The 26,420-nt window shown below is 69.3% G+C and carries 28 protein-coding genes and 1 tRNA gene; 11 read left to right on the top strand and 18 right to left on the bottom strand.

Translation table 11 applies throughout. From position 1 onward, the window contains the following. Window positions 1–70: 70 nt before the first annotated feature. Window positions 71–1,375, bottom strand: a complete 1,305-nt coding sequence (locus tag QSV35_RS18660) for an ABC transporter substrate-binding protein (protein ID WP_286290444.1) — start codon at window positions 1,373–1,375, stop codon at window positions 71–73. A gap of 210 nt (window positions 1,376–1,585) precedes the next feature. Here QSV35_RS18660 and QSV35_RS18655 point away from each other — a divergent pair, with 210 nt between their 5' ends. Further along, window positions 1,586–2,581 carry a LacI family DNA-binding transcriptional regulator gene (locus QSV35_RS18655; RefSeq protein WP_286290443.1) on the top strand — a complete coding sequence of 332 codons (996 nt, stop codon included), beginning with the start codon at window positions 1,586–1,588 and terminating at the stop codon, window positions 2,579–2,581. A 47-nt stretch (window positions 2,582–2,628) separates the two neighbouring features. On the opposite strand, the gene rplL is transcribed toward QSV35_RS18655, so the two are convergent. The 3 genes from rplL to QSV35_RS18640 all read right to left on the bottom strand — a co-directional run bounded on the left by rplL (window position 2,629) and on the right by QSV35_RS18640 (window position 5,549). After that, complete coding sequence (rplL, locus tag QSV35_RS18650) at window positions 2,629–3,012, bottom strand: 50S ribosomal protein L7/L12 (RefSeq protein ID WP_286290440.1); 384 nt, start codon at window positions 3,010–3,012, stop codon at window positions 2,629–2,631. Window positions 3,013–3,055: 43 nt separating this feature from the next. Next, window positions 3,056–3,538 carry a 50S ribosomal protein L10 gene (rplJ, locus tag QSV35_RS18645; RefSeq protein WP_286290439.1) on the bottom strand — a complete coding sequence of 161 codons (483 nt, stop codon included), beginning with the start codon at window positions 3,536–3,538 and terminating at the stop codon, window positions 3,056–3,058. Between the two features lie 394 nt (window positions 3,539–3,932). Then, window positions 3,933–5,549: an HNH endonuclease signature motif containing protein gene (locus QSV35_RS18640; protein WP_286290437.1), complete on the bottom strand. Its 1,617-nt coding sequence runs from the start codon at window positions 5,547–5,549 to the stop codon at window positions 3,933–3,935. A gap of 198 nt (window positions 5,550–5,747) precedes the next feature. Here QSV35_RS18640 and QSV35_RS18635 point away from each other — a divergent pair, with 198 nt between their 5' ends. Next, entirely contained in the window at window positions 5,748–6,056 is a 309-nt protein-coding gene (locus QSV35_RS18635; RefSeq protein WP_286290435.1) for a hypothetical protein, read from the top strand. A gap of 237 nt (window positions 6,057–6,293) precedes the next feature. Here QSV35_RS18635 and QSV35_RS18630 read toward each other — a convergent pair whose 3' ends face one another. Beyond that, window positions 6,294–6,599, bottom strand: a complete 306-nt coding sequence (locus tag QSV35_RS18630) for a 4a-hydroxytetrahydrobiopterin dehydratase (RefSeq protein ID WP_286290434.1) — start codon at window positions 6,597–6,599, stop codon at window positions 6,294–6,296. Between the two features lie 146 nt (window positions 6,600–6,745). Between QSV35_RS18630 and QSV35_RS18625 the strand changes: the two genes are divergently transcribed. The 3 genes from QSV35_RS18625 (at window position 6,746) to QSV35_RS18615 (ending at window position 10,146) form a co-directional block, all read left to right on the top strand. Continuing rightward, window positions 6,746–7,420 carry a YqaJ viral recombinase family protein gene (locus QSV35_RS18625; RefSeq protein ID WP_286290433.1) on the top strand — a complete coding sequence of 225 codons (675 nt, stop codon included), beginning with the start codon at window positions 6,746–6,748 and terminating at the stop codon, window positions 7,418–7,420. 472 nt (window positions 7,421–7,892) lie between these two features. Further along, window positions 7,893–9,635: an MDR family MFS transporter gene (locus QSV35_RS18620; RefSeq protein ID WP_286290431.1), complete on the top strand. Its 1,743-nt coding sequence runs from the start codon at window positions 7,893–7,895 to the stop codon at window positions 9,633–9,635. Window positions 9,636–9,645: 10 nt separating this feature from the next. After that, entirely contained in the window at window positions 9,646–10,146 is a 501-nt protein-coding gene (locus tag QSV35_RS18615; protein ID WP_286290430.1) for a MarR family winged helix-turn-helix transcriptional regulator, read from the top strand. 14 nt (window positions 10,147–10,160) lie between these two features. On the opposite strand, the gene QSV35_RS18610 is transcribed toward QSV35_RS18615, so the two are convergent. Further along, window positions 10,161–11,054 (bottom strand): LysR family transcriptional regulator ArgP, encoded by an 894-nt coding sequence (locus QSV35_RS18610; protein ID WP_286290429.1) that lies wholly within the window; start codon window positions 11,052–11,054, stop codon window positions 10,161–10,163. 71 nt (window positions 11,055–11,125) lie between these two features. On the opposite strand from QSV35_RS18610, the gene QSV35_RS18605 reads away from it, so the two are divergent. Further along, window positions 11,126–11,773 (top strand): LysE/ArgO family amino acid transporter, encoded by a 648-nt coding sequence (locus QSV35_RS18605; RefSeq protein ID WP_286290428.1) that lies wholly within the window; start codon window positions 11,126–11,128, stop codon window positions 11,771–11,773. Here QSV35_RS18605 and QSV35_RS18600 read toward each other — a convergent pair. After that, window positions 11,751–12,119: an iron chaperone gene (locus QSV35_RS18600; RefSeq protein ID WP_286290427.1), complete on the bottom strand. Its 369-nt coding sequence runs from the start codon at window positions 12,117–12,119 to the stop codon at window positions 11,751–11,753. The two genes, QSV35_RS18605 and QSV35_RS18600, sit on opposite strands and share 23 nt — an antisense overlap. 59 nt (window positions 12,120–12,178) lie before the next feature. Between QSV35_RS18600 and QSV35_RS18595 the strand changes: the two genes are divergently transcribed. Continuing rightward, window positions 12,179–12,454, top strand: coding sequence for an acylphosphatase (locus tag QSV35_RS18595; RefSeq protein ID WP_286290426.1), 276 nt, complete (start codon window positions 12,179–12,181; stop codon window positions 12,452–12,454). A gap of 10 nt (window positions 12,455–12,464) precedes the next feature. On the opposite strand, the gene QSV35_RS18590 is transcribed toward QSV35_RS18595, so the two are convergent. Beyond that, window positions 12,465–13,022 (bottom strand): TetR/AcrR family transcriptional regulator, encoded by a 558-nt coding sequence (locus tag QSV35_RS18590; protein WP_286290425.1) that lies wholly within the window; start codon window positions 13,020–13,022, stop codon window positions 12,465–12,467. 56 nt (window positions 13,023–13,078) lie between these two features. Between QSV35_RS18590 and QSV35_RS18585 the strand changes: the two genes are divergently transcribed. Beyond that, complete coding sequence (locus QSV35_RS18585) at window positions 13,079–13,552, top strand: DUF1772 domain-containing protein (protein ID WP_286290424.1); 474 nt, start codon at window positions 13,079–13,081, stop codon at window positions 13,550–13,552. Window positions 13,553–13,610: 58 nt separating this feature from the next. Here the strand turns inward: QSV35_RS18585 and rplA are convergent, their stop codons facing one another. From rplA to QSV35_RS18555, 6 genes are all read right to left on the bottom strand, one after another. Next, window positions 13,611–14,300, bottom strand: coding sequence for a 50S ribosomal protein L1 (gene rplA / locus QSV35_RS18580; RefSeq protein WP_286290423.1), 690 nt, complete (start codon window positions 14,298–14,300; stop codon window positions 13,611–13,613). Between the two features lie 14 nt (window positions 14,301–14,314). Continuing rightward, on the bottom strand, window positions 14,315–14,746 hold the full coding sequence (gene rplK, locus QSV35_RS18575) for a 50S ribosomal protein L11 (protein WP_018172800.1): 432 nt from the start codon (window positions 14,744–14,746) through the stop codon (window positions 14,315–14,317). 194 nt (window positions 14,747–14,940) lie between these two features. After that, entirely contained in the window at window positions 14,941–15,963 is a 1,023-nt protein-coding gene (nusG, locus tag QSV35_RS18570) for a transcription termination/antitermination protein NusG (protein WP_286290420.1), read from the bottom strand. A 54-nt stretch (window positions 15,964–16,017) separates the two neighbouring features. After that, window positions 16,018–16,290 (bottom strand): preprotein translocase subunit SecE, encoded by a 273-nt coding sequence (gene secE, locus QSV35_RS18565; RefSeq protein ID WP_286290419.1) that lies wholly within the window; start codon window positions 16,288–16,290, stop codon window positions 16,018–16,020. Window positions 16,291–16,336: 46 nt separating this feature from the next. Continuing rightward, window positions 16,337–16,409 (bottom strand) — tRNA-Trp (locus tag QSV35_RS18560). A gap of 155 nt (window positions 16,410–16,564) precedes the next feature. Continuing rightward, entirely contained in the window at window positions 16,565–17,650 is a 1,086-nt protein-coding gene (locus tag QSV35_RS18555) for an FAD-dependent monooxygenase (RefSeq protein WP_286290418.1), read from the bottom strand. A gap of 50 nt (window positions 17,651–17,700) precedes the next feature. On the opposite strand from QSV35_RS18555, the gene QSV35_RS18550 reads away from it, so the two are divergent. Together QSV35_RS18550 and QSV35_RS18545 are read left to right on the top strand one after the other, a co-directional pair. Then, on the top strand, window positions 17,701–18,312 hold the full coding sequence (locus tag QSV35_RS18550) for a TetR/AcrR family transcriptional regulator (RefSeq protein WP_286290416.1): 612 nt from the start codon (window positions 17,701–17,703) through the stop codon (window positions 18,310–18,312). Then, window positions 18,309–18,932, top strand: coding sequence for a tetratricopeptide repeat protein (locus QSV35_RS18545; RefSeq protein ID WP_286290414.1), 624 nt, complete (start codon window positions 18,309–18,311; stop codon window positions 18,930–18,932). The genes QSV35_RS18550 and QSV35_RS18545 overlap by 4 nt, the downstream gene beginning before the upstream one ends. Before the next feature lie 52 nt (window positions 18,933–18,984). Here QSV35_RS18545 and QSV35_RS18540 read toward each other — a convergent pair whose 3' ends face one another. The 4 genes from QSV35_RS18540 to gabT form a co-directional block, all read right to left on the bottom strand. Continuing rightward, entirely contained in the window at window positions 18,985–20,349 is a 1,365-nt protein-coding gene (locus QSV35_RS18540; RefSeq protein ID WP_286290413.1) for an NAD-dependent succinate-semialdehyde dehydrogenase, read from the bottom strand. 25 nt (window positions 20,350–20,374) lie between these two features. After that, complete coding sequence (locus QSV35_RS18535) at window positions 20,375–21,841, bottom strand: NAD-dependent succinate-semialdehyde dehydrogenase (protein WP_286290412.1); 1,467 nt, start codon at window positions 21,839–21,841, stop codon at window positions 20,375–20,377. 146 nt (window positions 21,842–21,987) lie between these two features. Continuing rightward, on the bottom strand, window positions 21,988–23,364 hold the full coding sequence (locus tag QSV35_RS18530) for a flavin monoamine oxidase family protein (protein ID WP_286290411.1): 1,377 nt from the start codon (window positions 23,362–23,364) through the stop codon (window positions 21,988–21,990). Window positions 23,365–23,454: 90 nt separating this feature from the next. Then, the gene (gene gabT / locus QSV35_RS18525; protein WP_286290409.1) at window positions 23,455–24,807 is read right to left on the bottom strand and encodes a 4-aminobutyrate--2-oxoglutarate transaminase; all 1,353 of its coding nucleotides are present in this window, start codon (window positions 24,805–24,807) and stop codon (window positions 23,455–23,457) included. A 90-nt stretch (window positions 24,808–24,897) separates the two neighbouring features. Between gabT and QSV35_RS18520 the strand changes: the two genes are divergently transcribed. Next, complete coding sequence (locus QSV35_RS18520) at window positions 24,898–26,412, top strand: PucR family transcriptional regulator (protein ID WP_286290407.1); 1,515 nt, start codon at window positions 24,898–24,900, stop codon at window positions 26,410–26,412. Window positions 26,413–26,420: the final 8 nt, after the last annotated feature.

Here is a 26,420-nt window from a genome sequence, read left to right as displayed (position 1 = left end):
ACCACCCCCCTCCCCGCCCTGCGGGTGTGGGGGCCGGCCCCCCCGGGGGGGGGGGCGCCCCGCCGCATGTTCAGTTGGACGGCCAGCCGGCCTGGATCTGCTGAAGGACCTGGTCGGTCGGCGTGCCGTTGATCCACGCCACCATGCCCTTCCAGAAGGTGCCCGCGCCCACAGCGCCCGGCATCAGGTCGGATCCGTCGAAACGGAGCGTCGTCTTGTCGTCCTGCAGGATCTTGATGGACTCCTTCAGGATCGGGCTCGACGCGTTCTCCGGGTTCAGGCCCTTGTTGGCCGAGATCACGCCGCCGAGCTTGACGCGCGAGTTGGCCCATTCAGGGCTCGACAGATACGTGAGGAACTTCTGCACCGCCGGCTTGTCGCTGAAGCCGCCGACGATCTCACCGCCGCCCGTGATGGCCTGACCACCCGCCTCCTTCGGCGGCGTCATGAAGGCCCAGATCTGCTGGTCCGGTCCGACCTTGCCGCCGGCGGTGTTGATGAACCCGTCGAAGAACGACGCCTGGTGGGTCAGCGCGCAGTCGCCCTTGACGAGCGGGTTCGCGACATCCCCGAAGGCGGTCGAGTTGATCGACTTCACGTCGCCGATGCCCGCGTTGACGTTCTTCGGGTCGAGCAGGATCTTGCCCACCGCGTCGAACGCCTCCTTGATGCGCGGATCCGTGAACGGGATCTTGCCCTTCACCCAGTCGTCGTACACCTGCGTGCCGTCGAAGCGGATGATGTAGTCCTCGATCCAGTCGGTCCCCGGCCAGCCGGTGGCCGCGTCCGACCCGAATCCGGCGCACCAGGCGGGCTTGCCGGTCTTCGCCTCGATCGTCGAGGTGAGGGTCATCATCTCGTCCCACGTCTTCGGCGGCTCGACGCCCCACTCCTTGAACTTCGCCGGCTGGTACCAGATCCAGCCCTTGACGTTCGCCATGAGCGGCGCGCCGTAGAACTTGCCGGCGACGGTGCCGTAGTTCACCCAGTCCTTGGACCACCACTTCTCCGCGTTCGCCTTCACCGAGGCGGGCGCCTCCTTGAGGTACCCGCGGGTGGCGAAGTCGGCGAACAGACCGGGCTGCGGGAAGATCGCGACGTCCGGCGGGTTGCCTCCCTGCGCGCGGATGCCGATCTGCTTCTCGAACTCCTGGTTGCCCTCGTACTTGACCGTGATGTTGTTCTTCTTCGCCCAGTCGTCCCACGACTTGGTCAGAAGCTTCGCCTCGTCCCCGACGACGGTGCCGTAGACGGTGACCGTGTTGTCGCCGGAGCTGCTGTTCCCGCCCGTTCCGGAGCAGCCTGCGAGCACCATCCCCGCCGCGGCGGCAAGGGCCAGCGGAGCCAGAATCCGGCGGCGCTGCGAATTGCCCATGTGATTCCTCCTCTTCGAGTGTCCCGGTCGCTGTCTTCACGATATGAACTCAGGAACCGATTCCACGCCACGGTATTGGAGAAACGCCGGAGATACAACGATCCTTCGTCACAACTCCATAACCGGTGCGGTAGACGGCGCGCCGCATCGGCGACTATGGTGTGGAACCGGTTCCTGATCCGGTACACCACCTCGTCGAAAGGGGGCGGGATGAAGGGCATCGCGGATGTCGCTCGCCTCGCCGGTGTGTCGAAGTCGACGGCCAGTCGCGCCCTCACCGGCACGGGTTACGTCTCCGACGAGACGCGGCTGCGGGTCGCCACGGCCGCCCGATCGGTGGGCTACGTGCCGTCCGCGTCGGCGGTGAGCCTCGCGAGCGGCCGTACCAGCACCGTCGGCGTGATCATGCCGGGGGTGACGGGCTGGTTCTTCGCAGAGGTGCTCGAGGGCATCCAGGAGTCGCTGCTGGAGGCGGGCCTCGACCTCGCGCTCTACGACGCCCGTGTGGGCACCCGCGGGCGCGACCGCATCTTCGACGACTTCCTCGCGCGGCAGCGGTTCGACGGGCTCATCGCAGTGGGGATCGATCCGGAAGACCGCGAGCTCGAGCGGATCTACGCCCTGAACCGGCCCGTCGTGAGCATCGCGAGCGGCGGATTCCCCGACGACATCGCGATCGACGACGTCGACGTCGCCCGGCGGGCGACGGAGCATCTGATCGGGCTCGGCCATCACCACATCCTGTTCCTCGGCGGCGGGGACGGCGGGCGGTGGTCGCATGTGGAGCGCCACCGGTTCGAGGGATACCAGGCGACGATGGATGCGGCGGGCGCCCGTGCCGAGCATGCGCAGTGCGGCGAGTCGCTGCCGGCGGGCTATGCGGCCGCGGCGGATCTGCTGAGCGACCTGCGAACCCGGCCGACCGGGATCGTCGCGGTGTCCGACGAGGTGGCGATCGGCGCGATCATCGCCGCCCGCCGTCTCGGGATCGGCGTGCCGCACGACCTCAGCGTCATCGGGGTGGACGACCACGAGTACGCGGAGATGTTCTCCTTGACCACGCTGGCGCAGGATCCGCGGGCCCAGGGGGCACTCGCCGTCGAGGTCCTGCTGGAGCGGTTGGCGGATCCCGATGCGCCGGTGCCGGTGGTGGCGCCGCAGGCGCGGCTCATCGTGCGGAACTCGACGGCGGCGCCCGCCGGATAGGTACGCGAAAGCCCCGGATGCTGTCGCATCCGGGGCTTTCGACGTGGTTACTTGAGGGTAACGGTGGCGCCGGCCTCTTCCAGAGCGGCCTTGGCCTTCTCGGCGGCGTCCTTGTTGACACCCTCGAGGACGGCCTTCGGGGCGCCGTCGACGACGGCCTTGGCCTCGCCGAGGCCGAGCGAGGTGAGCTCGCGGACCGTCTTGATGACCTGGATCTTCTTGTCGCCGGCAGCCTCGAGGATGACGTCGAACGAGTCCTTCTCCTCCTCGGCCTCGGCCGCGGCACCCGCGCCACCGGCGCCGGCAACGGCGACGGGAGCAGCAGCGGTGACGTCGAACTTCTCCTCGAACGCCTTCACGAACTCGCTGAGCTCGACAAGGGTCAGACCAGCGAACTGCTCGAGCAGCTCCTCGGTGGTGAGCTTCGCCATGATGTATCTCCTAGATAAATGGGGTTTGTGGGAAGAGATCGCCTTACGCGGCGTTCTCCAGCTTTTCGCGAAGCGCGTCGATGGTGGCCGCAGCCTTGCCCATCGTCGCCTTCATCATGCCCGCAGCCTTCGCCAGCAGAACCTCGCGGCTCTCGAGCGAGGCGTACTTGTTGACCTCGTCGGCGCTGAGGGTGTTGCCCTCGAACACGCCGCCCTTGATCACGAGAAGCGGGTTGGCCTTGGCGAAGTCACGCAGAGCCTTCGCGGTGGCGACGAAGTCGCCGTGCACGAATGCGATGGCCGACGGACCCTTGAGGTCGTCGTCCAGCGTCGTGATCCCCGCGTTGTTGGCGGCGATCTTGGTCAGCGTGTTCTTCACCACGGCGTATTCCGCGTCCTGACGGATGCTGTTGCGCAGCTGCTTGAGCTGGGCGACCGTCAGACCGCGGTACTCGGTCAGCAGTACGGCGTTCGAGTTCTCGAAGTTCTTCGTGAGCTCGGCAACCGATGCGTCCTTCTGCGCCATGGTCACTCCTTGTCTGTACGTCACGCGCCGCGATGGCGGCTCGTGAGCCTCGGTGCCGGTCGGTTCCGCGAAACAAAGAAGCTCCGGCGCAAGCGCACGGAGCTCTGAATCCTGACGGAAACTGTCTGTGACACCTGCGCGGGCCCCTGCTTCGCAGAGCTTCGATCGTCTTGCGCTTGCGCGCACCACGATGACCGGCGGTCTTCGGCTTCTGACAACTGTACGGGATGGGGCGGCGTCGCCCAAATCGAGGCGGTCAGCGCGACCCCCTTGCCAGTTGGCGCTCATGCCGGTGGCGCGCATGTCGGGTGACGCCCTATGCAGTTCGATTCCCGTTTCGCCGTGTCACCTGGACCGCCTGTCACTCGCGCCCGCGTCACTCGCCCCACCCCCGTCACGCGGCCTTGATGTAGTCGTAGCGAGCACGACCCCCGCGTCGGGGCGTTCGGGTGGGGTCGACGTGGATCGGTGGGATGAACCAGATCTGCCCGCGCACACGTCTCCCCCGCACTTGGACCTCCCACCCGTCGTCGTGAATGCGGTGATGACCCCTCACGCACAGCAGGATCCCGTTGTCGAGATCGGTCGGTCCGCTGTCACGGTCCCACCAGCGGATGTGGTGGACCTGGGTCATCCCGGGCGGAATTCCGCACATCGCGCATCCGCCGTCCCGCTCGACCAGAGCGAGCTTCTGCGCGGTCGTGAACAGGCGGCGGGCGCGGCCCCAGTCGAGGATCTCGCCCTGAGAGTCCAAAACGCACGGGATGATCCGCGCGTCCGCAGCCATCCGCCTGACGGTCTCGACAGACACCGGGCCCGTGATCCCGTCGATGAGCCCGAAGCCGCGGCCGGACTCGAGGTCGTCGAGATCGATCCGCACCACGACCGTTGCCCCGCCGGTGGGGACATCAGCCGAGTCGCAGCCCAGCGCGTGCCGACACAGCTGGGCGAGCGCGTCCGCCTTCATCTGAGCAAGAGACCGCGAGTCGTCGATGACGTCCGCGATCCGATCCTCGCCGCGCTGGTCGCCGGCAACAGGGTCGTTCAGCTCGCCGTCAACCACCTCGGCGTCACCCCGAGAGTCGTCGCCGGCGTCGGTGACGGTGTCGGCATTGGCGACGGTGTCGGTGTCGGTGTCGGTGCGGGAGACGGTGACGTCAGGTTCATCGGCTCCGCCGTTGCCATCGGATACGCCGTTCGCGTCGGCCCAGACGGTTGCCATCGCCGTGGCGGCGCGGCGGGTGCGGTCTGCGGACTTCGCGTCCGTGTTGTTCTGTCGCGCACGGAACTGCTCTCCGACGTTTCCATCGATGGCGGCGACGATCGGCGCCCCGGTCTCGGGGTCGAACGCGCCGTCCAGGCGCACCCGACCGTGCCGATCGGTCCACACCTTCAGGTACTGGTGAGCACGAAGCTCACTCTCCCGATCGGCCACGCCATCCGGATCAAGCCAGGCCTCGGCACGTTGCAGCACCCGGTGCAGTTGATCCAGGGACAGCCCTCGCGCCTGCTCGCACAGGGTTCGTTCCGCGTCCGCCAGCATCTCAAGGTCTGCATGCAGTGCGACCTTGTCGAGGAGGGTGATGATCACCGCCGCTGCCGCTACGCCGAGTGTCCCGGCGTGGACGGCCTCGGCGACGTGCGGGTGCCGGGCCGGCAGCTCCTCACCGGTGAGTGTCATCCGCGGAGCGATGGCGGCACCGACTGCGACCAGCCGGCTCGCATCTCCGGGGTGGAGACCCGTCGCGGCGATCATGCCCATCACCGTGCGGTGCCCCTGCCTGCGAGCCAGGCCCGCGTTGCCGAGCTCTGGTCGTGAGGCCCTGTCGATGCGGGCGGCAACGGTCGCGTGCACCGCATCCACCTGACGGCGCAGCTGGCCGATCGTCTCATTCAGTTCCGCGAGCGCCGTGCCGGCGACCTCGTCGCCACTGTCCCCCGCCGCCGCGCGCACCCATGCGCCACGAGCCTCATCGAGCGATGCGGCGATGCCGGCGAACGGGTCTGTCATGCGAGCAAGACTACGGCAGTAGGTCACGCCTGTCTGGTACTTTTATTCGATTCCGTCCGATCGCGGCGCCGCTGAGCTCCAGATATGGAGTTCTCACGCCTTGCGGACAATCGAAGATAGTTCCTCCACAGGTAGCCCTCCGCAGTACGCTCTCCACAGCCCATGGTCGATGTCAGCGCCTCGCCATACGGTCTCCGCATGCTCAGATTGATCGACGCCGACGAACTCCCTCCGCAGGCCGCCTACGCGATCCCCTGGAGGGTTGACCGCAGCCGCCTTCCCGACCTCGAAGTCCACAACGTGGGCACTGAGTCGCTCCTGAGCGTCGTCGCACAGATGTCCGGCGACGGGTGGGCGCGCCCGCCGACGCTGGTCCCATCGATGCACCCCGGAGCGCGCATGCGGTTCGCACTGCGCTCGCAGTCAGAGGCCGACACCGCCCGCATCGCCGTGCGCTGGCGGCGGGTCGACGGAGAGGAGTACGCCTGGAGCTTCGTCTGCGCGTGAAATCTGTCCGAGCAGGGCCGCAGATGCGGTGCGGTCAACGGCTTCGCAATTGCGGCCCCGGTCCGCCCAGCGGATATCGCATGGTCGCGCTGTCCGCGTCGGCGACGCTGACCCTCCGGCGGCGGGTCGACCGCCGGAGGGTCAGCATCCGCGATCTTGACACAAGCCTGCCGCTCGATCACCGGAGGGCCAGCCTCCGCCAGTCCCCACGCGGGCCCGCATGCCGATCGCTGGAGGTCAGGAACGGTCCACGGCGACGTGCAGCTCTCGCGCGGCTTGCGAGATCTGCGCCGCGAGCGCGGCATCCTTCTCGGTCAGCCCTCCGGCGGAGTGGGTGAAGAGCCTGACGTCCACCTTCGAATATCGGATGTCGACGTCGGGATGGTGGTTGGCGGCTTCGGCGAGCGCGGCGATCGCGGCGAACAGCGTCGCTCCGGTCGCGAAGTCCCCTGTCCGGAACGTTGCGGACGCCCCCGCGGTGCCCGCGCTCCAGTCCTCGACTCCCGGCGACGCTCGGAACTCTTCGACGGTGATGGTGCCCATGGGATCGACGATGCCACCGTGCGCGGCGAAAACAACCCCCGCGCCGGGCCGCGCCAAGTGGGTGCGCAACCCCGCGCCGCGCCAAGTGGGCGCACAACACCGCGTCGCGCCCGGCAGACGTCGCCGGCCCGGCGTACGCTCGAGAGGTGACCCCGGAACTCGCCGCTCGCATCGTCGCGGACTCCCGCGACCGGGTGGCCTGGGTGCGCGCACGCTCGCGCGGGATCACGGCGACGGATGTCGCGACGCTCACGAGCGCGCGGGCGATCTCCCGCGCCGCCGATGCGAAGCTGCACGGCTCGGGCTTCTCCGGCAACGCCTTCACCGACCACGGGCGCCGGCGCGAGCCGGAGATCGCCGCGTGGGTGGCGGCGACCCACGGCATCCTGCCGTCGACGGCCCTGTTCCACGCGGTCGTCGAGAAGCGGCACCTCGCCACCCCGGACGGCATCGCGGTCGACGCATCCGGGCACGTCCTCCTCGCAGAGATCAAGACCACGAACAAGGCGTGGCGCTCGATCCCCCGCTCCTACCTCCGTCAAGTGTGGTGGCAGCAGCACGTTCTCGGCGCCGAGCGCACACTCGTCGCGTGGGAGCAGCACGACGATTTCATCCCCGTCGGCGACGAGCCGCGGTGCGCGTGGGTCGACCGCGACGAGGCCGAGATCGCGAAGCTCGTCGGGCTCGCGACCTCGCTCATCGACGAGCTCTATCTGCGGACGCAGCACGGACGCCGGTCCGACGGGATGCCGCGGGTCGAGGGGATGCTGCGGCCCGAGGCATCCCGCGAGATGTACCGCTCGCTCGCTCTCGCGGACTGACCCGGCCTGTCGGGTCCGCGGTGCGGCACGCGGAGACCCGCACCGAGCGTGCGTCAGTGAGCCGAATGGTCACTCAACGACCCGCGGCGGGACGACGCCTCGACAAGCTCGGCGACCGGCAGTCGCGCAACGACCCGCACACGGCCTACGGCGTTTCGACCCGCTTCGCTCGCTCAACGACCCGCGGCGGGACGACGCCTCGACAAGCTCGGCGACCGACAGTCAACCATCCACCAACGGCTCAGCGCGCGTTTCGACTCGCTTCGCTCGCTCAACGACCGGCGGGGACGACGCCTCGAGACGGTCGGCGACCTGTGAGGGGACGACGCCTCGACAGGCTCGGCGCCTAAGTCGAGGTCCGACTCGCGGGAATAGTTGACGTTCGTCAACCGTTGGGCATATAGTTGACACACATCAACTGTTGACAGAAATCAACCATGTGCGGGAGAGCCCGCGCCACGCGAAGGAACCAATGTCCAACTCCACCGCACTCGATGCGCCGAAGATGTCACACCGCCAGGTGCTCGAGGCGCTGACCGGTCTGCTGCTCGGCATGTTCGTGTCGATGCTCGCATCGACCGTCGTGTCCTCGTCGCTGCCGGTCATCGTCCACGACCTCGACGGCGACCAGGCCGCGTTCACGTGGGTCGTCACCGCGACGCTGCTCACGACCGCGATCTCGACGCCCATCTGGGGCAAGCTCGCCGATCTCTTCAACCGCAAGCTCATGTACCAGCTTGCGATCGTCATCTTCGTCGTCGCGACCGCGACCGCGGGCTTCGCGCAGAACCCGGAGATGCTCATCGCGTCGCGTGCGCTGCAGGGCATCGGCGCCGGCGGCCTCGCCGCCCTCAGCCAGGTGCTGATGGCCGACATCATCAGCCCGCGCGAACGCGGCCGCTACATGGGCCTTTTCGGCGCCGTCATGGCGCTCGCCACCATCGGCGGCCCCCTCCTCGGCGGTGTGATCACCGACGCGTGGGGCTGGCGCTGGAACTTCTTCGTCGCCCTCCCGGTCGCCGTCGTCGCACTCATCATCGTGCAGAAGACCCTCAAGCTGCCCAAGCGCGCGAAGCGGAAGGTCTCCATCGACTACCTCGGCATCGTGCTGCTCTCCGTCGCCGTCTCACTGCTCCTCATCTGGGTGACCAACGCCGGCACCACCAAGAAGAGCGACTTCTGGGACCTGGCCGGCAACGACTGGTGGAGCGGTATGACGGTCCTCATGGTCGGCGGCGCCGTCCTCGCGACCATCCTGTTCATCGTCGTCGAGCTGCGCGCGAAGGAGCCGCTCGTCCCGCTCTCGCTCTTCCGCGACCGCACCTTCACGCTGGCCGTCGTCGCCTCGATCGCGACCGGCATCGCGATGTTCGGCGCATCCGTCTTCCTGAGCCAGTACATGCAGCTCGCGCGCGGCGCCACTCCGACCGAGGCCGGCCTCATGACGATCCCGATGATCGGCGGCATGCTGATCGCATCGATCGGCATCGGGGCGCTCGTGACGAAGTTCGGCCGCTGGAAGTCGTACCTGATCATCGGCTCGATCCTGCTGATCGCGGGCGCTTACCTGCTGTCGACGATCCACTACAACACGAACTTCGCACTCGTCTCGGTCTACATGTTCCTGCTCGGCGCCGGTATCGGCATGACGATGCAGAACCTGGTCCTCGTCGTGCAGAACTCGTCGAAGCCCGAGCTGATCGGCGTCGCGAGCTCCGGTGTGACGTTCTTCCGCAGCCTCGGCGGAACGATCGGCGTCTCGATCATGGGTGCAGCCCTCGCTTCGACAGTCACCCGACTCCTGGGCGACGCGAAGGACGATCTCGTCAAGGCCGTCATGAGTCTCGGCAAGGATGCGCCGCACTGGGCGGAGGTGCTGAAGTCCTCGTCGCTGCCGAAGGTCTCCGACATGCCGCACGCGATCCGGATCATCTTCGAGGACATCTACGCACAGGGCATCTCGCACTCGTTCCTGATCGCTGTCCCCTTCGCGATCGTGAGCCTCATCGCGATCGTCTTCCTGCCGAACAAGCCGCTCACCCGCATGACCACGACCGAGCGCCTGCATGCCGTCGAAGCGGATCTCGCGACCGTCTCGGTCGACGAGGGCATGGCCGTGCTCACCGCGACCGGCTCGATCGCCACGATCGAGAACGCGGCGGATGCGGATGCGGACGCGGATGCCGCGGCCGACACGGTCCCGGCGACGAAGTAGCCTCGTTCCGATGACCGAGATCCAGACTCGAGAGGCCCGCACCCCCGCGGCGCGGGCCTCCGAGGCGAGCGAGCGGGCCCAGGCAGTGCGGGCCCTCGAGACCGAGTTCGGCGAGCTCATCGCCCGGTTCCGGCGGCTTCTCACCGATGCCGCCCACCGCGTGAACCCCGGCATGCTCCCCGGCGCCTACAAGGTGTTCACGACGATCGTCCGTCGCGAGCACACCACCACGTCGGCTCTGGCCGAAGCCCTCGTGATGGACAAGGGGCAGGTCAGCCGCACGATCCGCGAACTCGAGGGACTCGGGCTCATCGAGCGCGTCCCGGATCCGAAGGACGGACGCTCGAGCATCGTCTCCCCCACGCAGGAGGGTCTCGACCGCCTCGCCGCCGCGCGGCTCCCGCAGGAGGACGGCCTGGCCCACGCCCTCCAGGGGTGGCAGGTCGCCGACATCCGCGAGCTCACGCGCCTCATGCACGCCCTCGTCAACGAAGAACCGCCCGCGCTCTGAGTTTCGAAGTCGCGTCAGGGTGCGAGCGCCCTTCGACCCTCCGCGACGATCGCCACGCCCACGGCATCCAGCAGCGTCGAGCGGAGATTCCACTGCTGCCAGAACAGCGGGACGTCGATGACCGGACCGCCCAGATCGACGAGGCTTCGCGCGGCGAGGTCGTCAGCGGACTGGAATCGCGGCAGCAACCCCCACCCCATCCCGAGGCGCACGGCCGCCGCGAAATCCGCCGACGACGGCACGTGGCTGCGCGGCGGTGCCGCGGGGTCGACGCCGCGAACGCGCAGCCAGTCGGTCTGCAGCTCGTCCTTGCGGTTGAAGTCGACGACCGGCGCGCGCTCGAGCGCCGCCGACGAGACGCCATCGGGGAACCAGGCCGCGACGAACTCGGGCGCTGCGACCGCACGGTAGGCCATCGTGCCGATCGGCTCGACGCTGCATCCTGCCACCGCGTCGGCCTGCGACGTGACCGCCCCCATGACGAGCCCCTCTTCGAGCTGCCCGGTGGTGTACTCCTGGTCGTCGCGGTGGAGCTCGAAGCACACGGGATGCTCGCGCGACAGTCGCGCGAGCGGCGGGAGGAACCACGTCGCGAGCGAGTCCGCATTCACCGCGAGCGGGACGGTGACGCGCACGTACGGTTCGTCGGATTCGCCCCCCAGAGCCGCGCGCGCGTCGTGCTCGAGGAGCGCAAGCTGGCGGGCGAGGCGGACGACGACTGTGCCCGCATCCGTCGCCCGTGCGGGCTTCGACCGGACGAGGAGGACGCGCCCGACCTGTTGCTCGAGCATCTTGATGCGCTGGCTGACGGCGGACGGGGTGATGTGCAGGCGGCGAGCCGCCGCATCCAGCGTCCCTTCGTCGACGACGGCGGCGACGGTCTCGGCCAGTTCGAACGGGATCCTCATGCTAAGCCACGCTAATGCATCTGAAGAATCATGAGCTGGACTGCATGGATGCGGCGGCCTAACGTCGAAGAGTGCTCACCCCCGTCCTCGCCGGCCTCGGCCTCGGCTTCTCGCTCATCGTCGCCATCGGCGCGCAGAACCTCTTCGTGTTGCGCCAGGGACTCCGCCGCGAGCACGTCCTCGCCGTCGCGCTGATCTGCGCCCTGTCGGACGTCATACTGATCGCGCTGGGCGTCTCCGGGGTCGGGCTCGCGCTTCAGGCGGTTCCCTGGCTTGTCGGCGTCGTCCGCTGGGTCGGCGCCGCGTTCCTCCTCGTCTACGCGGGCATGGCCGCACGGCGCGCGATCCGCCCGTCCGGCCAGGGGCTGATCGCATCCTCCGACATCCCTGCATCGGGACGCCCGTCAGGGTCCGGTGTCGCGACCCGGACGCGACTCGCCCCCGTCCTCCTCACGTGCCTCGCGCTCACGTGGCTCAACCCCCACGTGTACCTCGACACCGTCTTCCTGCTCGGATCGATCGCGAACTCGCACGGCGACACGCGGTGGGCCTTCGCCGCCGGAGCGATGCTCGCCAGCATCGTGTGGTTCTTCGCCCTGGCGTACGGAGCGCGCTACCTCGGACGGTGGCTCGCGACACCGCGAGCATGGCGCATCCTCGACGGCGTCATCGCGGTCGTCATGGTCGCGATCGCACTCAACCTCGCGCTCGGCGCCTGATCGACGGATCCTCGATCTCGGCGACGCGCGCGGCGACGATCGCGCGGACGGTGTCGTCGGGAAGCGGATGCTCCGGCTGGAAGCGGATGGTCCCCTTGTCGTGGTCGAAGCCTTCGAGCGCCCCTGCGACCTCGTCGGGCACGAGACCGCTGAACGGGTAGACCCCGATGTGCTTCTTCGTGCGCATGACCGAGATGAGCGCCTTGCCGCGGTACATGAGGGCCGGCATCCCGTAGCTCTTCCCCTGCTCGGTCTCCCTGCCCTCTCCCGCCACGGCGTACACATGCGCGATCACGTCGCGGTCGCGCGCGTCGAGGCCGGCGAGGTAGTCGTCGATCGTGCCCATGACGGCATCCTGCCTGCTCAGGCGCCCGGTCACCAGGCATCGCGGGGCACGATGGAGTCATGAGGCGAGTCCACGTTCTGGTCCGCGGCGCCGTCCAGGGAGTCGGGTACCGCTACACGATGCGGATCGTCGCGCACGATCTCGGCGTCTCAGGCTGGGTGCGCAATCGGTTCGACGGATCCGTCGAGGCGGAGATCGAGGGCACGACGGAGCAGGTCGAGGACCTGCTGACGTGGATGGCGGCGGGCCCGCCGGGATCGCGGCCGTCCACCCCCGAGGTCGACGACATCGACCTCGAGGGCGCGACCTCCTTCGAGGTCCGCGCGACCGTGTGAGCCGCGCCGCTCAGGAGAAGACCCGGACGAGCTCGTCGAGACGGGTCGCGGCCAGCTCCTCGGGCAGTCGGCCGTAGCGGGCGAGCTGGCTGACCCCGTGCAGCGTGCTCCACAGGAGCTCTGCGCGCACGGTGCTCTCCACGGGGTCGGCCACCGCCACGCAGCGACGCAGCGACTCGAACCCGTCGATGAGCACCTGGGGGGTCTCGTCGGAGGCGAACACGATGCTCGTGAGGGCAGTGGACATCGCCTCATGGACGGCGGGATGCGCCCGCGCCCAATCGAGGTAGGCGATCGCGGTGACCCGAAGCCGATCCTCCGATCGCGACGCCGGTTCGAGGACATCCCGCAGCTCCGCGAAGCCGTCGAGGACGACGCGCTCGACGATCTCCTCGCGTCCGCGCGGGAAGTGCCGGTACAGGATCGGCTGGCTGAAGCCGATCGCATCCGCGAGGCGGCGCACGGTCACGGCCTGCCATCCCTCGCTCTCCGCGATGCTCCTCGCAGACCCCGCGATGAGGCGAGTCCGCGACTCGAAGTCGTCTTGGGCTTGCGTCGATCTGACCATGCGGCTATGTTAGCACCGCTAACTCCTAGCATTGCTAACACTTGAGAGGACAGACCATGGATATCGTCACCGGAGCAGCCGCCACCATCGCCATCCTGTGCGTCGCCGTGATCTTCGGCACCGATGTGCTCGCCGGCGTCGTCCTGAAATCCGTGTACGCCGACGTGGACGATCGCACCATGGTGCAGGCCGTCGGCCGCGGGCACTATTACGGCGACAAGCGGCTGCCGGTCGTCGGCATCCTGAGCGTCGTCCTGACGGTCGTGACGGTGCTCCTCGCGTTCGTCTGGGGAACGACGCTCGGCGGCATCCTGGCAGCCCTCGCCCTCGCGATGCTCCTCATCTGGCTGCTGCTGTTCGCCCGCATCTCGGCGCCGATCAACAAGCGGCTCACCGCGGCCGCCTTCGCCGACGAGGTGCCCGCCGACGCCCGAGCCCTCCAGGCGCGCTGGGAGTCGATCATCCCCTTGCGCGCCACCCTCCAGGGTCTCGCCATCGCGCTCCTGTGCGCTGCGATCATCCTCGGCTGACGTGCGCCCGGAATGCAGAAAGGCCCGCGCGATGCGCGGGCCTTTCCGATGTCTTGCGTCAGAGCGACGCGACGTCCAGCGGGATGCCGGGGCCGAACGTGGTCGACACGGCGCCCTTCTGGATGTAGCGGCCCTTCGAGCTCGACGGCTTCAGGCGGACGATCTCCTCGACCGCGGCCTTGAAGTTCTCGTCCAGCTGCTCGGCCGTGAACGAGGCCTTGCCGACGACGAAGTGCACGTTGGCGTGCTTGTCGACGCGGAACTCGATCTTGCCGCCCTTGATCTCCTCGACGGCCTTGGCCGCGTTCGGGGTCACGGTGCCGGTCTTGGGGTTCGGCATCAGGCCACGGGGGCCGAGGACCTTGCCGAGGCGCCCGACCTGGCCCATGAGCTCGGGCGTCGAGACGGCCGCGTCGAACGCGGTCCAGCCGCCGGCGACCTTCTCGATGAGCTCGGCGCCGCCGACCTCGTCCGCGCCCGCGGCGATGGCGGCCTCAGCGGCCGGACCCGTCGCGAACACGATGACGCGGGCGGTCTTGCCCGTGCCGTGCGGGAGGATGACGGTGCCGCGCACCATCTGGTCGGCCTTGCGCGGGTCGACCGAGAGCTTCAGCGCGACCTCGACGGTCGAGTCGAACTTCTTGGAGCCGGTCTCCTTGGCGAGCGTGACCGCCTCGGTGCCGGTGTAGAACTTGCCGTCTTCGATCTTGGCGGCAGCTGCTTCGTAAGCCTTGGACTTGGTAGCCATAGTCGTTATCCCCCTCAGTCCTCGACCGTGATGCCCATGGAACGGGCGGTGCCGGCGATGATCAGCGAGGCGGCCTCGATGTCGTTCGCGTTCAGGTCGGGCATCTTCGTCTCCGCGATCTGGCGGACCTGCTCCTTGGTGAGCTTCGCGACCTTGACCGTGTGCGGCGTCTTCGAGCCCTTCTGCACGCCCGCAGCCTTCTTGATCAGCTCGGCTGCCGGCGGGGTCTTCAGGATGAAGGTGAAGCTGCGGTCCTCGTAGACGGTGATCTCCACGGGGATGACGTTGCCGCGCTGCGACTCGGTCGCGGCGTTGTACGCCTTGCAGAACTCCATGATGTTGACGCCATGCTGACCGAGCGCGGGGCCGATCGGCGGCGCCGGGTTGGCTGCACCGGCGTTGATCTGAAGCTTGATCAGGCCGGTCACCTTCTTCTTCGGTGCCATTCTTGTTTCCTCTCATCGAGCGGATGCGGGCGCATCCGTTCTCCCGCGAATCCGGCGGTTCCGGACTGCGGTGCGTCTGGGCGCGCCGAAACGCACGCCAAACCACAACAGTCTACCTGATCAGGATGCCGTTCCCGATCCGCGGTCCACGCAGAACGGCCGCCCCGAGGGACGGCCGTTCGACACGAAGCTGATCAGAGCTGCTTGGTGACCTGGTCGAACGACAGCTCGACGGGGGTCTCGCGCTCGAACAGGGAGACGAGGACGGTGAGCTTGCCGCTCTCCGGCTTGATCTCGCTGATGGAGCCGGGCAGGCCCGCGAACGAGCCCTCCTTGATGGTGATCGTCTCGCCGACCTCGAAGTCGACCTCGGTGACGACGGAGCGGACCGCAGCCGGAGCGCCCTTGGCACCCGCGGCCTTGGCGGCCGGGACGTCCTTGACCTCGACGAGCGACTTCAGCATGTTGAAGGCCTCTTCGAAGCGGAGCGGCGTGGGGTTGTGGGCGTTGCCCACGAAGCCCGTGACACCCGGGGTGTGGCGGACGACCGACCAGGTGTCCTCGTTGAGCTCCATGCGCACGAGCACGTAGCCGGGGATCCGGACGCGGTTGACCATCTTCCGCTGACCGTTCTTGATCTCGACGACGTCCTCCATGGGGACCTCGACCTGGTAGATGTCCTCTTCGACCTCGAGCGTCGACTTGCGCTGCTCGATGTTGGCCTTCACCTTGCGCTCGAAGCCGGCGTAGGAGTGCAGGACGTACCACTTGCCCGGGAGGGTGCGCAGCTCGGTGCGGAACGCCTCGTACGGGTCGAGGTCGGCGTCGTCGGTCTCGGACTCCTCCTCGTCGACCGGCTCGGGGCCGTCGTACGGAGCGACCTCGGACTCGGCCTCGGCGAGCCGCTCGGCGACCTCGTCCGCGATGGAGTCGTTGATGACCTCGGCCGCGGCCTCAGCCTCTGCGGCCTCGTCGATGTTCAGCGCGTCGTTCACGATGGCGTCGGCCTCCGGGTCGTCGATGTCGATGTCGTCCAAGTCGGAGTCGTCCTCCTCGTCGGCGTCGCCCTCGTCGATGACGTGCAGCGCCGCGGTCTCGGCCGCCTTCACCGAGCGCTCTTCAGCGGCGAGGATGTCGCCCTCCTGAGCCTCGTCGTCCTCGCTGGACTGCTCCGCCGCCGTCGCCCAGTCGGCGTCGTCGAGATACTTTTCAGACACTTGCTTCTCTTCCGTTTCCCGGTTCCGGGGTCGTCACCGGGCCCGTGTCGCGGGTCAGGATGCGGCGCCGCCCGGCGTGCCGAAGACGATGGTCGTGAGCCAGACGAAAAGTACGTCCAGCCCGTAGACGACCGCCATCATGACCACGACGAAGCCGAGCACGACGCCCGTGTACTTCACGAGCTCCTGGCGCGTCGGAGTGACGACCTTGCGGAGTTCGCCGAACACCTGGCGAATGAAGGTGCTCGCGCGGGAGAAGAAGCCCGGCTTCTTCGTGCGCGGCGCGTCGCTTGCGGCGACGACCTCGCCCTTCTCGTCCTGCACCATCGAACCCACCTGTATTGCTTTCCATGTGTCAGCGTGCGCTGACGCGCAGGGCGGACAGGAATCGAACCTGCAACCTGCGGTTTTGGAGACCGCTGCTCTGCCAATTGAGCTACCGCCCTAGAGACCCGGAGGCCTCGGGTGCCCGCATCCCCCACCCGTAACCGGAGCCACGGAGTGCCACCCTGACGGGCGGGCACGGCTGAAGAATGCAGACGATCACTGCATCCACGAGTCTACGGCATGCCCACACCCCTCGCGAACCGAGGGCACCCCGTCAGACCGTGCGCATCACTCTGGCGGCCGCGTTGCGGACGGAGATTCCCGCCGTCGTCTTCGGCACGAGGAAGGCCGCCCCCGCCGCCGCGCCACGCTGTGCGCGCTCGATGGAGGGCCGCTGCAGCCGCTCGTAGCGGACGAAGGCAGCCTCCACGGATTCGCTGTCCGCGAAGGCGCGATCGAGCACCCGGGCGCCCGCGAGTGCGGTGCTCGAACCGTTGCCGAGGATCGTGAGACTGGATGCCGCGTCGCCGAGGAGCGCCACCCGGCCGCGCGACCACGAGCTCGAGGTGACCCGCTCGACGCCGTCGAAGTACATGTCCGGTGCATCGCCGAGCGCGGCGAGGAACTCTGCAGCCCGCCATCCTGTCGACGCGTACCGGGTGCGCAGCAGCCCCTCCTGCTCATCGCGCCCCGCGGGAACCGCGGCGCACCGGAAGATGAACGCGACGCCGGGATGCCCGCCCGCCGGGTGCACCGTGAGCGAGACGCCTGGTTCGTTGTGCATGCGGACCACTGTCGGATCGTCGATCTCGAAGTCGAGCGGGATGGTGGCGATCGCCAGCCCGATCGGGCGCACCGCCGCTGCGCTCCCCCACAGCGCCCGCCGCGTGGCGGAATGCTGGCCGTCCGCGCCGATCACGGCGTCGAACCGCCCTTCCCGCCCGTCGACGAAGGTCACATCCACACCGTCGTCATGCGGCTCGAGCAATGAGAACGTCGCGTCGAAGCGGATGTCCGCGACATCCCGGGCCGCACCGGCGAGGACCGCCGCGAGTTCGACGCGCGCGATCTCGATGTCCTCGGGCGCCGGGCGCATCCCGATCGTGGTCACCGTGCGCCCGCGCCCGTCGACGATCGCCAGGGTCCGCGCACCGGTGTCGCGGGCGCGCAGCGCATCCTCGACGCCGAGCGCCCGGGCGGCCTCCAGCGCCGTCCCGCGGACGTCCACGGGACTCCCGCTCGAGCGCGCGCCGACGCTGCGCTCGACGAGCGTGACGTCGTGTCCGCTGCGGCCGAGGAAGGCCGCCGCCGCAGCACCGGCGATGCCCGCACCGACGATGAGGATCCGATATTTCTGCATGCACTGCAGATTAGCACTGAATGCAGACTCGCAGTCACTACACTGATCGCGTGGCAGGACTCCGGGAGCAGAAGCGCGAACGCACGCGCGCACTGCTCGTCGAGTCCGCGAACCGGCTCTTCCGCGAGCGCGGTTACGCGGCGACCACGATGGCGGACATCGCCGCCGCCTCCGACGTGTCGACGCGGACGGCGTTCTCCTACTTCCCCGCGAAGGACGACCTGCTCTTCCCCGACGGTGACGAGCGCATCCGCGCAGCGGTCGCCGAGCTGGAGGACCGCGGGGACGACGAGGAGCCGGTCGCCGTGCTCGTGCGCGCTCTGCAGCGCGCCGACGTGGCGGCGACGGACCTCGTGACCGACCGCGCGTCGCTGCGGGTCGCGCTCATCCGGACGGAGCCGTCGGTGCGCGGGCGAGCGCTGCGTATGCTCGCCGACGCGCAGGCCGCGATCGGGCAGGCGCTGCATCGCGCGTATCCCGACCGCTACACCGAGGTGCAGGCCGCCGCGCTGGTCGGCGCGTTCGTAGGCGCCGCATCCGGCGCCGTCACGGCGATCATCGACGGGATGCCCGACGCCACCGAGGACGAGCGCCGTGCCGCGCTCGCGTCAGCCGTCGCCGAGGCGCTCGCCCCGTGGACGTCTGCAGAGAGGAACGCATGACCCTGGAACAGGCCCGGCTCGACGAGCTGTGGGACTTCTCCGACGCCGTCGCCTCCGAGGCCAGACTTCGCGCGGCCGCCGCGGAAGGACCGGACGCCGAGGAACTCCTAACCCAGGTCGCTCGGGCGCTCGGACTGCAGGATCGCTTCGCGGAGGCGGATGCGGTGCTCGACGGCATCATCGCCGCGACCGACGCCGGTGCGGTCCGCACGCGCATCTCCCTGGAGCGCGGACGGCTGCGGAACTCGAGCGGCGACGCGGACGCCGCCATCCCGCACCTCTATACCGCGGTGGAGATCGCCGCGGACGCCGAGCTCGACTTCCTGCGCGTGGACGCGCTGCACATGCTGGCCATCGCCGACCCCGCGCGCAGCGCCGATTGGACGGATGCCGCGTTCGCCGTCCTCGAGAACGTCACCGACGCACGCACCCTGCGCTGGCGCGTGAGCCTGTGGAACAACCGCGGCTGGAGCCTCGCCGACGCCGGAGAGCTCGACGAGGCGCTCGCGGCATTCGAGGCATCTCGCGACGCGGCCGTGCACTGGGGCACGCCGCAGCAGGTCGTCTGGGCCGACGAGGCGATCGCCGAGACGCGCGAACGCCGCACCGCCCAGGGCTGAACATGCGGATGCGCCCCGCAGCACTGCTGCGGGGCGCATCCCGTATCGGGGCTCAGACGCCGACGCGCACGAGCTTCTTGTTGACGAACTCGTCGGCGGCGAGCAGGCCCATCTCACGCGAGGTGCCGCTGCGCTTCACGCCGCCGAAGGGCAGCTCGGGGCTGTCGGCCAGCGTCACGTTGACGTAGACCATGCCGGCCTCGATCTTGTCCGCGACGCGGTCGGCCTGCGCCGCATCCGTCGTGTAGACGTACGAGCCGAGACCGAAGCTCGTGTCGTTCGCGAGCTTCACCGCCTCATCCTCGTCGGCCACCTTGTAGATGACGGATGCGGGGCCGAACAGCTCCTCCTTGTACACGTCCATCTCGGGCGTGACGCCGGTGAGCACCGTCGGCGTGTAGAACGCGCCGTCGCGGGTGCCGCCGGTGACGAGCGTCGCGCCCTGCGCGACCGCCTTGTCGACCTGCGCCGCGAGGCCCTCCGCCGCACGCAGCGACGAGAGCGGGCCGATCGTGGTGTCGTCGGCGAACGGGTCGCCGACCACCTGGGCGTCCATGGCGGCCGTGAACTTCTCGAGGAAGGCGTCGTACAGGCCATCGACCACGATGAATCGCTTGGGCGCGTTGCACGACTGGCCGTTGTTGTCCAGGCGGGCGTCGACCGCGGCGGTCACCGCGCCGTCGAGGTCGTCCGTCGACAGGAGGATGAACGGGTCGGACCCGCCGAGCTCCAGCGCGACCTTCTTCAGGTTGCGGCCGGCGACCTCGGCGACGGCAGCGCCCGCGCGCTCCGAACCGGTCACCGAGACGCCCTGCACGCGCGGGTCGGCGATGATCGTCGCCGACTGCTCGTTCGAGGCGTACACGTTGACATACGCGCCGGCGGGGAGGCCGGCATCCAGGTACATCTTCTCCATGGCGGCGGCCGACTCCGGGCACTGCGACGCGTGCTTCAGGATGATCGTGTTGCCGAGCACCAGGTTCGGGGCCGCGAAGCGGGCGACCTGGTAGTAGGGGAAGTTCCACGGCATGATGCCGAGGAGCACCCCGATCGGGGCCTTGCGGATCACCGCGGTGCCCTCGCCGAGGATGTCGAGCGGCTGGTCCGCCGTGATCCTCTCGGCGTTGTCGGCGTAGAACTCGGTGATGTCGGCGGCGAAGTCGACCTCGCCGTAGGCCGCGGCCAGCGGCTTGCCCATCTCGCGCACGATGATCGCGGCGAGCTCGTCACGACGCTCGCGGTGCAGCTGCGCCACGCGGCGGATGAGCTCCGCCCGCTCGGCGACGGGGCGCTGCGACCAGACGGCGTACTCGTCGGCGGCGGCGGTGATCGCATCCTCGATCTGCGCATCCGAGAACGTCTCATAGGTGGCCACGGTCTCCCCCGTGGCAGGGTTCACGACGGCATAGTCGCTCATGTATATCTCTCCTGGTTGAACTGCGTTATTCAGCGGGGATCAGGGTGTACTTCGTCGACAGGTACTCGTGGATGCCCTCGAGCCCGCCCTCGCGGCCCACACCGGACTGCTTCACCCCGCCGAACGGCGCCGCCGCGTTGGACACGACGCCGACGTTCAGACCCATCATGCCGGTCTCGAGGCGGTCGATCATGCGGTGACCGCGGGCGAGGTCCTGCGTGAAGACGTACGACACGAGGCCGTACTCGGTGTCGTTCGCGAGGCGCACGGCCTCGTCCTCGTCGGCGAACGTCGCGATGGCGAGCACCGGTCCGAAGATCTCCTCGCGGAGGATGTCGCTGCCGGCCTGGACCTCGGTGACGACCGTGGGCTCGAAGAACGTGCCGGCACCCTCGATGGCCGAGCCGCCGGTGAGCAGCCGCGCGCCGCGGGACACCGCATCCTCGACCAGCTCCGCCGACTTCGCGACCGCGTTGCCGTCGATGAGCGGGCCGATCGTGACCCCGTCCTCGGTGCCACGCCCGACCTTCATCTCCTTGACCTTCGCGGCCACGCGGTCGGCGAACTCCTCGGCCACCGACTCGTGCACGATGAAGCGGTTCGCCGCGGTGCAGGCCTGGCCGATGTTGCGGAACTTCGCGATCATCGCGCCTTCCACGGCCTTGTCGAGATCGGCGTCCTCGAAGACGACGAACGGCGCGTTGCCGCCGAGCTCCATCGAGACGCGCAGCACGCCCTGGGCGGCCTGCGCGATCAGCCGGCGGCCCACCTCCGTCGAACCCGTGAACGACAGCTTCCGCAGCCGCGGGTCGGCGATGACGGGCGCCGACACGGCGGACGAGGTCGTCGTCGTGAAGACGTTCACGACGCCCTTGGGCAGGCCCGCCTCTTCGAGCAGCTTCACGAAGAAGAGCGTCGTGAGGGGCGTGAGCTCCGGGGGCTTGATGACGACGGTGCACCCGGCGGCGAGGGCCGGGGCGATCTTGCGGGTCGCCATCGCCAGCGGGAAGTTCCACGGCGTGATGAAGAACGACGGGCCCACCGGGCGCTGCGAGACGACCATACGGCCGGTGCCCTCGGGGTTCAGGCCGTAGCGGCCCGCGATGCGCACCGCCTCCTCGCTGAACCAGCGCAGGAACTCGCCGCCGTAGGCGACCTCGCCGCGCGCCTCGGAGAGGGGCTTGCCCATCTCGAGGGTCATGAGGAGCGCGAGGTCCTCCTTGCGCGCCTGGACGAGGTCGAAGGCGCGGCGCAGGATGTCGCTGCGGGTGCGCGGCGGGGTTGCCGCCCAGCCGGCCTGCGCGGCGACGGCGGCGTCGAGGGCGCGGATCCCGTCGGCGGGCGTCGCGTCGGCGATCCGGTGGATGACGTCGCCGGTCGCGGGGTCGTAGACGGGGAAGGTGCGGCCGCCCTCGGCGTCGACCCACTCGCCGCCGATGAAGAGTCCTGTCGGCACCTGCTCCAGCAGGGCCGCTTCGCTCTGTGCGCTCATTGCAGTTTCCTTTCAGGATGCGGCGGGTCTGTGCCGCATCAACGACTTCTTGAATGCTCCCACCTCGCGCGGGGCGAGAGGCGGGCCGCCGGCATCCGTGCGCGCGGGCGCAAAACCCCCGCGCGACGGGACGGATGCCGGCATGTTCACGCCTGCGCGCCGATCAGGGCGTGCTCCTCGGCGACGATCCGCTCGGCGGCGAGACGCCCCATCCGGATCGCGCCGTCGACGTGCTGGTAGCCGGCACCGGCCATGTCGCTGCACGCGAAGGAGATCGGACCGACCGGGGTGCGCAGGTCCGCACCGTAGCGGTGCAGGCCGCCGAGGTCGAAGCTCGCGGCGTACGCGCCGCGCGTCCACTCCTCGCTGCCCCAGTCGCTCTCGTAGTAGACGACCGGGTTCTTGGCCTCCGGACCGTAGTAGTGCGACAGCGACTCGAGGATGCGCTCCTTGCGCTCCTCGGCGGACAGCGCGAAGACGCCGTCGGCGTTCTTGTCGGAGACGAACCCGACGAGGGTGCCGCGCTCATCGCCGTGGTTGGTGTTGTCGTAGGCCTCGTGCGACAGCTCGTAGGGGCTGAACGCCGTGCCGGACAGTCCCTGCTCGCGCCAGAACGGGCGGTCGTAGACCGCGTGGACCTTGATGACGAAGCCCATCGAGATGTGCTGGTGCATCTGGTGCTGACGACGCGGGAGTGCGGGGACGAACGAGATGCGGTTGTAGAGGACGGGTGCGAGCGCGATGATCACCCGGCGTGCGTGGACGGTGACGCCCTCCGCCTCGGCCGTGACGCCCTCGTCGTTCCAGCGGAGAGTGCGCACCGGCGCGTTGAGGTGCACGTCGTCGCCGAGACGCTCGGCGAGCAGGAGCGGGACCTGCTGCAGGCCGCCGACGACGCGCGCGTCGAGGATGAAGTCCGCATCCACGAGGTTCGAGAAGCTGCCGGCGCTGGCCGCCATGAGGAGGGCCTGCAGGGTGGAGAACGCGTGGGCGGGCTTTGTGAGCATGGCCCCCGCGATGAAGAGCGCGATGTTTTCGCGCGCTTCGGTGTCGTCGGTCTGCTGCTTCAGCCACTCCTCGAACGAGATCGAGTCGAGGGCCTCCGCATCCGGCGACTCCCACGGCCGGTCGGGATCGACCAGCGCAACCATCGCGTCGAGCTTCTCGATCAGCTCGACGATGACCTTCTCGGTGTCGGGCTTCACGGGGAAGATCTCACCCGTGAAGCGCGTCAGCACGCCGTCCTGGCCGATGTAGACGCTGTCGCCCTCGCGGTAGCGATCGTACGTCTCGAGCCCGAGCTCGGCGAGGGTGTCCTTCAGCGCGTCCTGGTCGGGCGAGACCCACTGGCCGCCGATCTCGAGCATCGCGCCGTCGATGACATCCGTCCACAGTCGCCCGCCGACGCGGTCACGCGCCTCGAGCACCGCGACCGACAGGCCCGCCTTCTTCAGCTCGTTCGCGGCGGTGAGGCCCGCCGCTCCGGCGCCGATGACGACGACGTCCCTGGTGATCTCGGTCAATTTTCACGCTCTTTCGTTGGGGGTTGTGGATGGATGAGGACGGAAAAGCCCCGGCCGGCACCGCGCAGCGGCCCGACCGGGGCTTCGGGATCAGTTGGCCGCGAGTGCCGCGGCGACGACGTCGAGGCCCTCGGCGAGGAGCTCGTCGCCGATCGACAGGGGCGGGAGGAAGCGGATGACGTTGCCGTAGGTGCCGCACGTGAGGACGATGACGCCCTCGGCGATGCACGCCTTGGCCACGGCCGCGGTGAGCGCCGCGTCCGGCTCGGTGGTGCCCGGCTTCACGAACTCCGCGGCGACCATGGCGCCGCGGCCGCGGACGTCGCCGATTCGGGCGTCGGTCGCCTGCAGTGCGGTGAGGCGGGCGAGGAGGATCTCGCCGATCTCCTGCGCGCGCTCGACGAGACCGTCGTTCTCGAACGCGTCGATCGCGGCGATCGCGGCAGCGCAGGCGACGGGGTTGCCGCCGTAGGTGCCGCCGAGGCCGCCGCCGTGGGTGGCATCCATGATCTCGGCGCGGCCGGTGACCGCGGCGAGCGGCATGCCGCCCGCGATGCCCTTGGCCGTCGTGATGAGGTCGGGGACGATGCCGAACTGCTCGCTCGCGAACATCGTGCCGGTGCGGGCGAAGCCGGACTGCACCTCGTCGGCGATGAAGACGACGCCGTTCGCGTTGCACCACTCGACGATCGCCGGGAGGAAGCCGTCGGCCGGGACGACGAAGCCGCCCTCGCCCTGGATCGGCTCGATGATGACGGCGGCGAGGTTGTCGGCGCCGACCTGCTTCTCGATCATCGAGATGGCGCGCTTCCCGGCCTCGGGACCCGTCAGTCCGTCGCGGAACGGGTAGGACATCGGCGCGCGGTAGATCTCCGACGCGAACGGGCCGAACCCGCTCTTGTACGGCATCGACTTCGCGGTCAGCGCCATCGTGAGGTTGGTGCGGCCGTGGTACGCGTGGTCGAACGCGACGACGGCCTGCTTGCCGGTGTACTTGCGCGCGATCTTGACGGCGTTCTCGACGGCCTCGGCGCCCGTGTTGAACAGAGCGCTCTTCTTGGCGTGGTCGCCGGGGGTGACGCGGTTGAGCGCCTCGGCGACCTCCACGTAGGACTCGTACGGCGAGACCATGAAACACGTGTGGGTGAACTGCGCGACCTGCTCCTGCACGGCGGCCACGACCTTCGGGTGCGCGTTGCCGACCGTGGTCACGGCGATGCCCGAGCCGAGGTCGATCAGCGAGTTGCCATCGGCGTCGACGAGCACACCGCCGCCGGCGGCGACCGTCTGGACGGGGATGGAGTAGCTGACGCCATCGGCGACGGCGGCGGCCTTGCGGGCGAGCAGCTCCTGCGAGCGCGGGCCGGGGATGGCGGTGACGAGGCGGCGCTCCTGTGCGAGAGTGGGGCCGCCGACGGGGACGGTGGTGTCGACGATGCTCATGTCCCCGAGCGTAGGCGCGGGCCGAGGCACCCGCACTCGCCGACGTGTACATTCGAGGCATCCCGCTTGGCCAAGATGTACAGGAGCACCATGGTCGCCGACCCCGCCCCCATCCCGACCCTGGAGAGCCTGCTCGCACGGCGCGAGCTCGGGCTGCGGCTCGTCGAGAACGGCGATCCGGATGCCGCATCCCGGCCCGTGCGCTGGGTGCACTCGAGCGATCTCGTCGACCCGACGCCGTTCCTCGCGGACGACCTCGTGCTGCTGACGACCGGCACGCAGTTCGCGTCGGACGAGCCGGAACTGTACGACGACTACGTGCGGCGGGCGGTCAGCCGGGGTGTGATCGCCCTCGGCTTCGGCACGGAGGTCGTGCGCGAGGGCGTACCCGCGGGGCTCGTGGCCGCCTGCCGGACGCACCGCATGCCCCTGTTCGAGGTGCCCTACAAGACGCCGTTCATCGCCGTCGCCCGCGCGAACGCCGAGGCCGTCGCAGCCCAGGCGTATGCGCGGAGATCCTGGGCGCTGGATGCCCAGCGGGCGATCGCCCTCGCCGCCCTCCGCCCGGACGGCCTCGGCGCGACGCTCGTCGAGCTCGCGAAGCAGCTGCATACGTGGGTCGGACTCTTCGACGCGTCCGGAAAGCTGACGCGCGAGCATCCGGTCGGCGGACTGGATGCCTCATCCCTCGCCCTCGCCGCGGCCGAGGCGGGGACGCTCCTGCGGCGCGGGTCGCGGGCCGCTGCGGCACTCCACGAGGGCGCGGTTCCCCTCACGCTGCAGACGCTGGGGCGCACCGGCCACCTGCGCGGCGTGATCGCCATCGCCGCGGGCGAGCTCGATCCCGAGGGCCGCGGGGTCCTCACGGCCGTCGTCGCGATGGCGGGGCTCGCGCTCGAGCAGAACCGGGGGCTCGCCCGCGCCATGACGGCGCTGCGGTCGGCGCTCATCCAGTCGCTGCTCACCGACGAGCCGACCCTCGCCCGTCGGATCGCGCGCGACCTCACCGGGGGGCTGCCGTCCGCGCCCGTCGTCGTCGCCGTCGCGGACGTGCACCGCACGGACGCCCTCGACGAGTGGCTCGAGGTGCAGTCCGCGGAGCGGCGCAGCGACCTCGCGTTCGGGTGGCACGACCACGAGCTCGTGCTCGTCGCACCCGCGTCGGCCGATGTCGCGGTCGCCCTCGCCGAGCGCTTCGGCGCACGGGTCGGCGTGTCCTCCGCGGCGCACTACTCCGGCTTCTCGGCCGCCCACGCCGAAGCGGTCACGGCACTGCGGCGCGGCGGTGATGCCGTCACGACGTTCGCGGAAGTGCAGGCGTCCGGCATGCTCGCGATCCTCGACAGCGTGGAGGCGCGGGCTCTCGCGGCGGGGATGCTGGAACCCCTCATCCGCAGCGACGCCGAGGACGGCACCGCGCTCATCGAGACCGTCCGCGTCTGGCTCGAGAGCGACACGCGCATCGAGGCGGCGGCCACGGCTCTCGGGGTGCACCGCCACACGGTTCGTGCGCGCATCGCGCTCGCCCAGCGTCTCCTCGGCATCGACCTCTCGACCTTCGCCGCCCGCGCGGAGCTGTGGGCGGCGATGCAGGTCGCCGACTGAGCCATGAC

This window comes from Microbacterium candidum (assembly GCF_030315975.1).
GTDB lineage: Bacteria > Actinomycetota > Actinomycetes > Actinomycetales > Microbacteriaceae > Microbacterium > Microbacterium candidum.
Note: the sequence above shows the minus strand (reverse complement) of the source record. Positions and strands in the feature narration are given on the sequence as shown.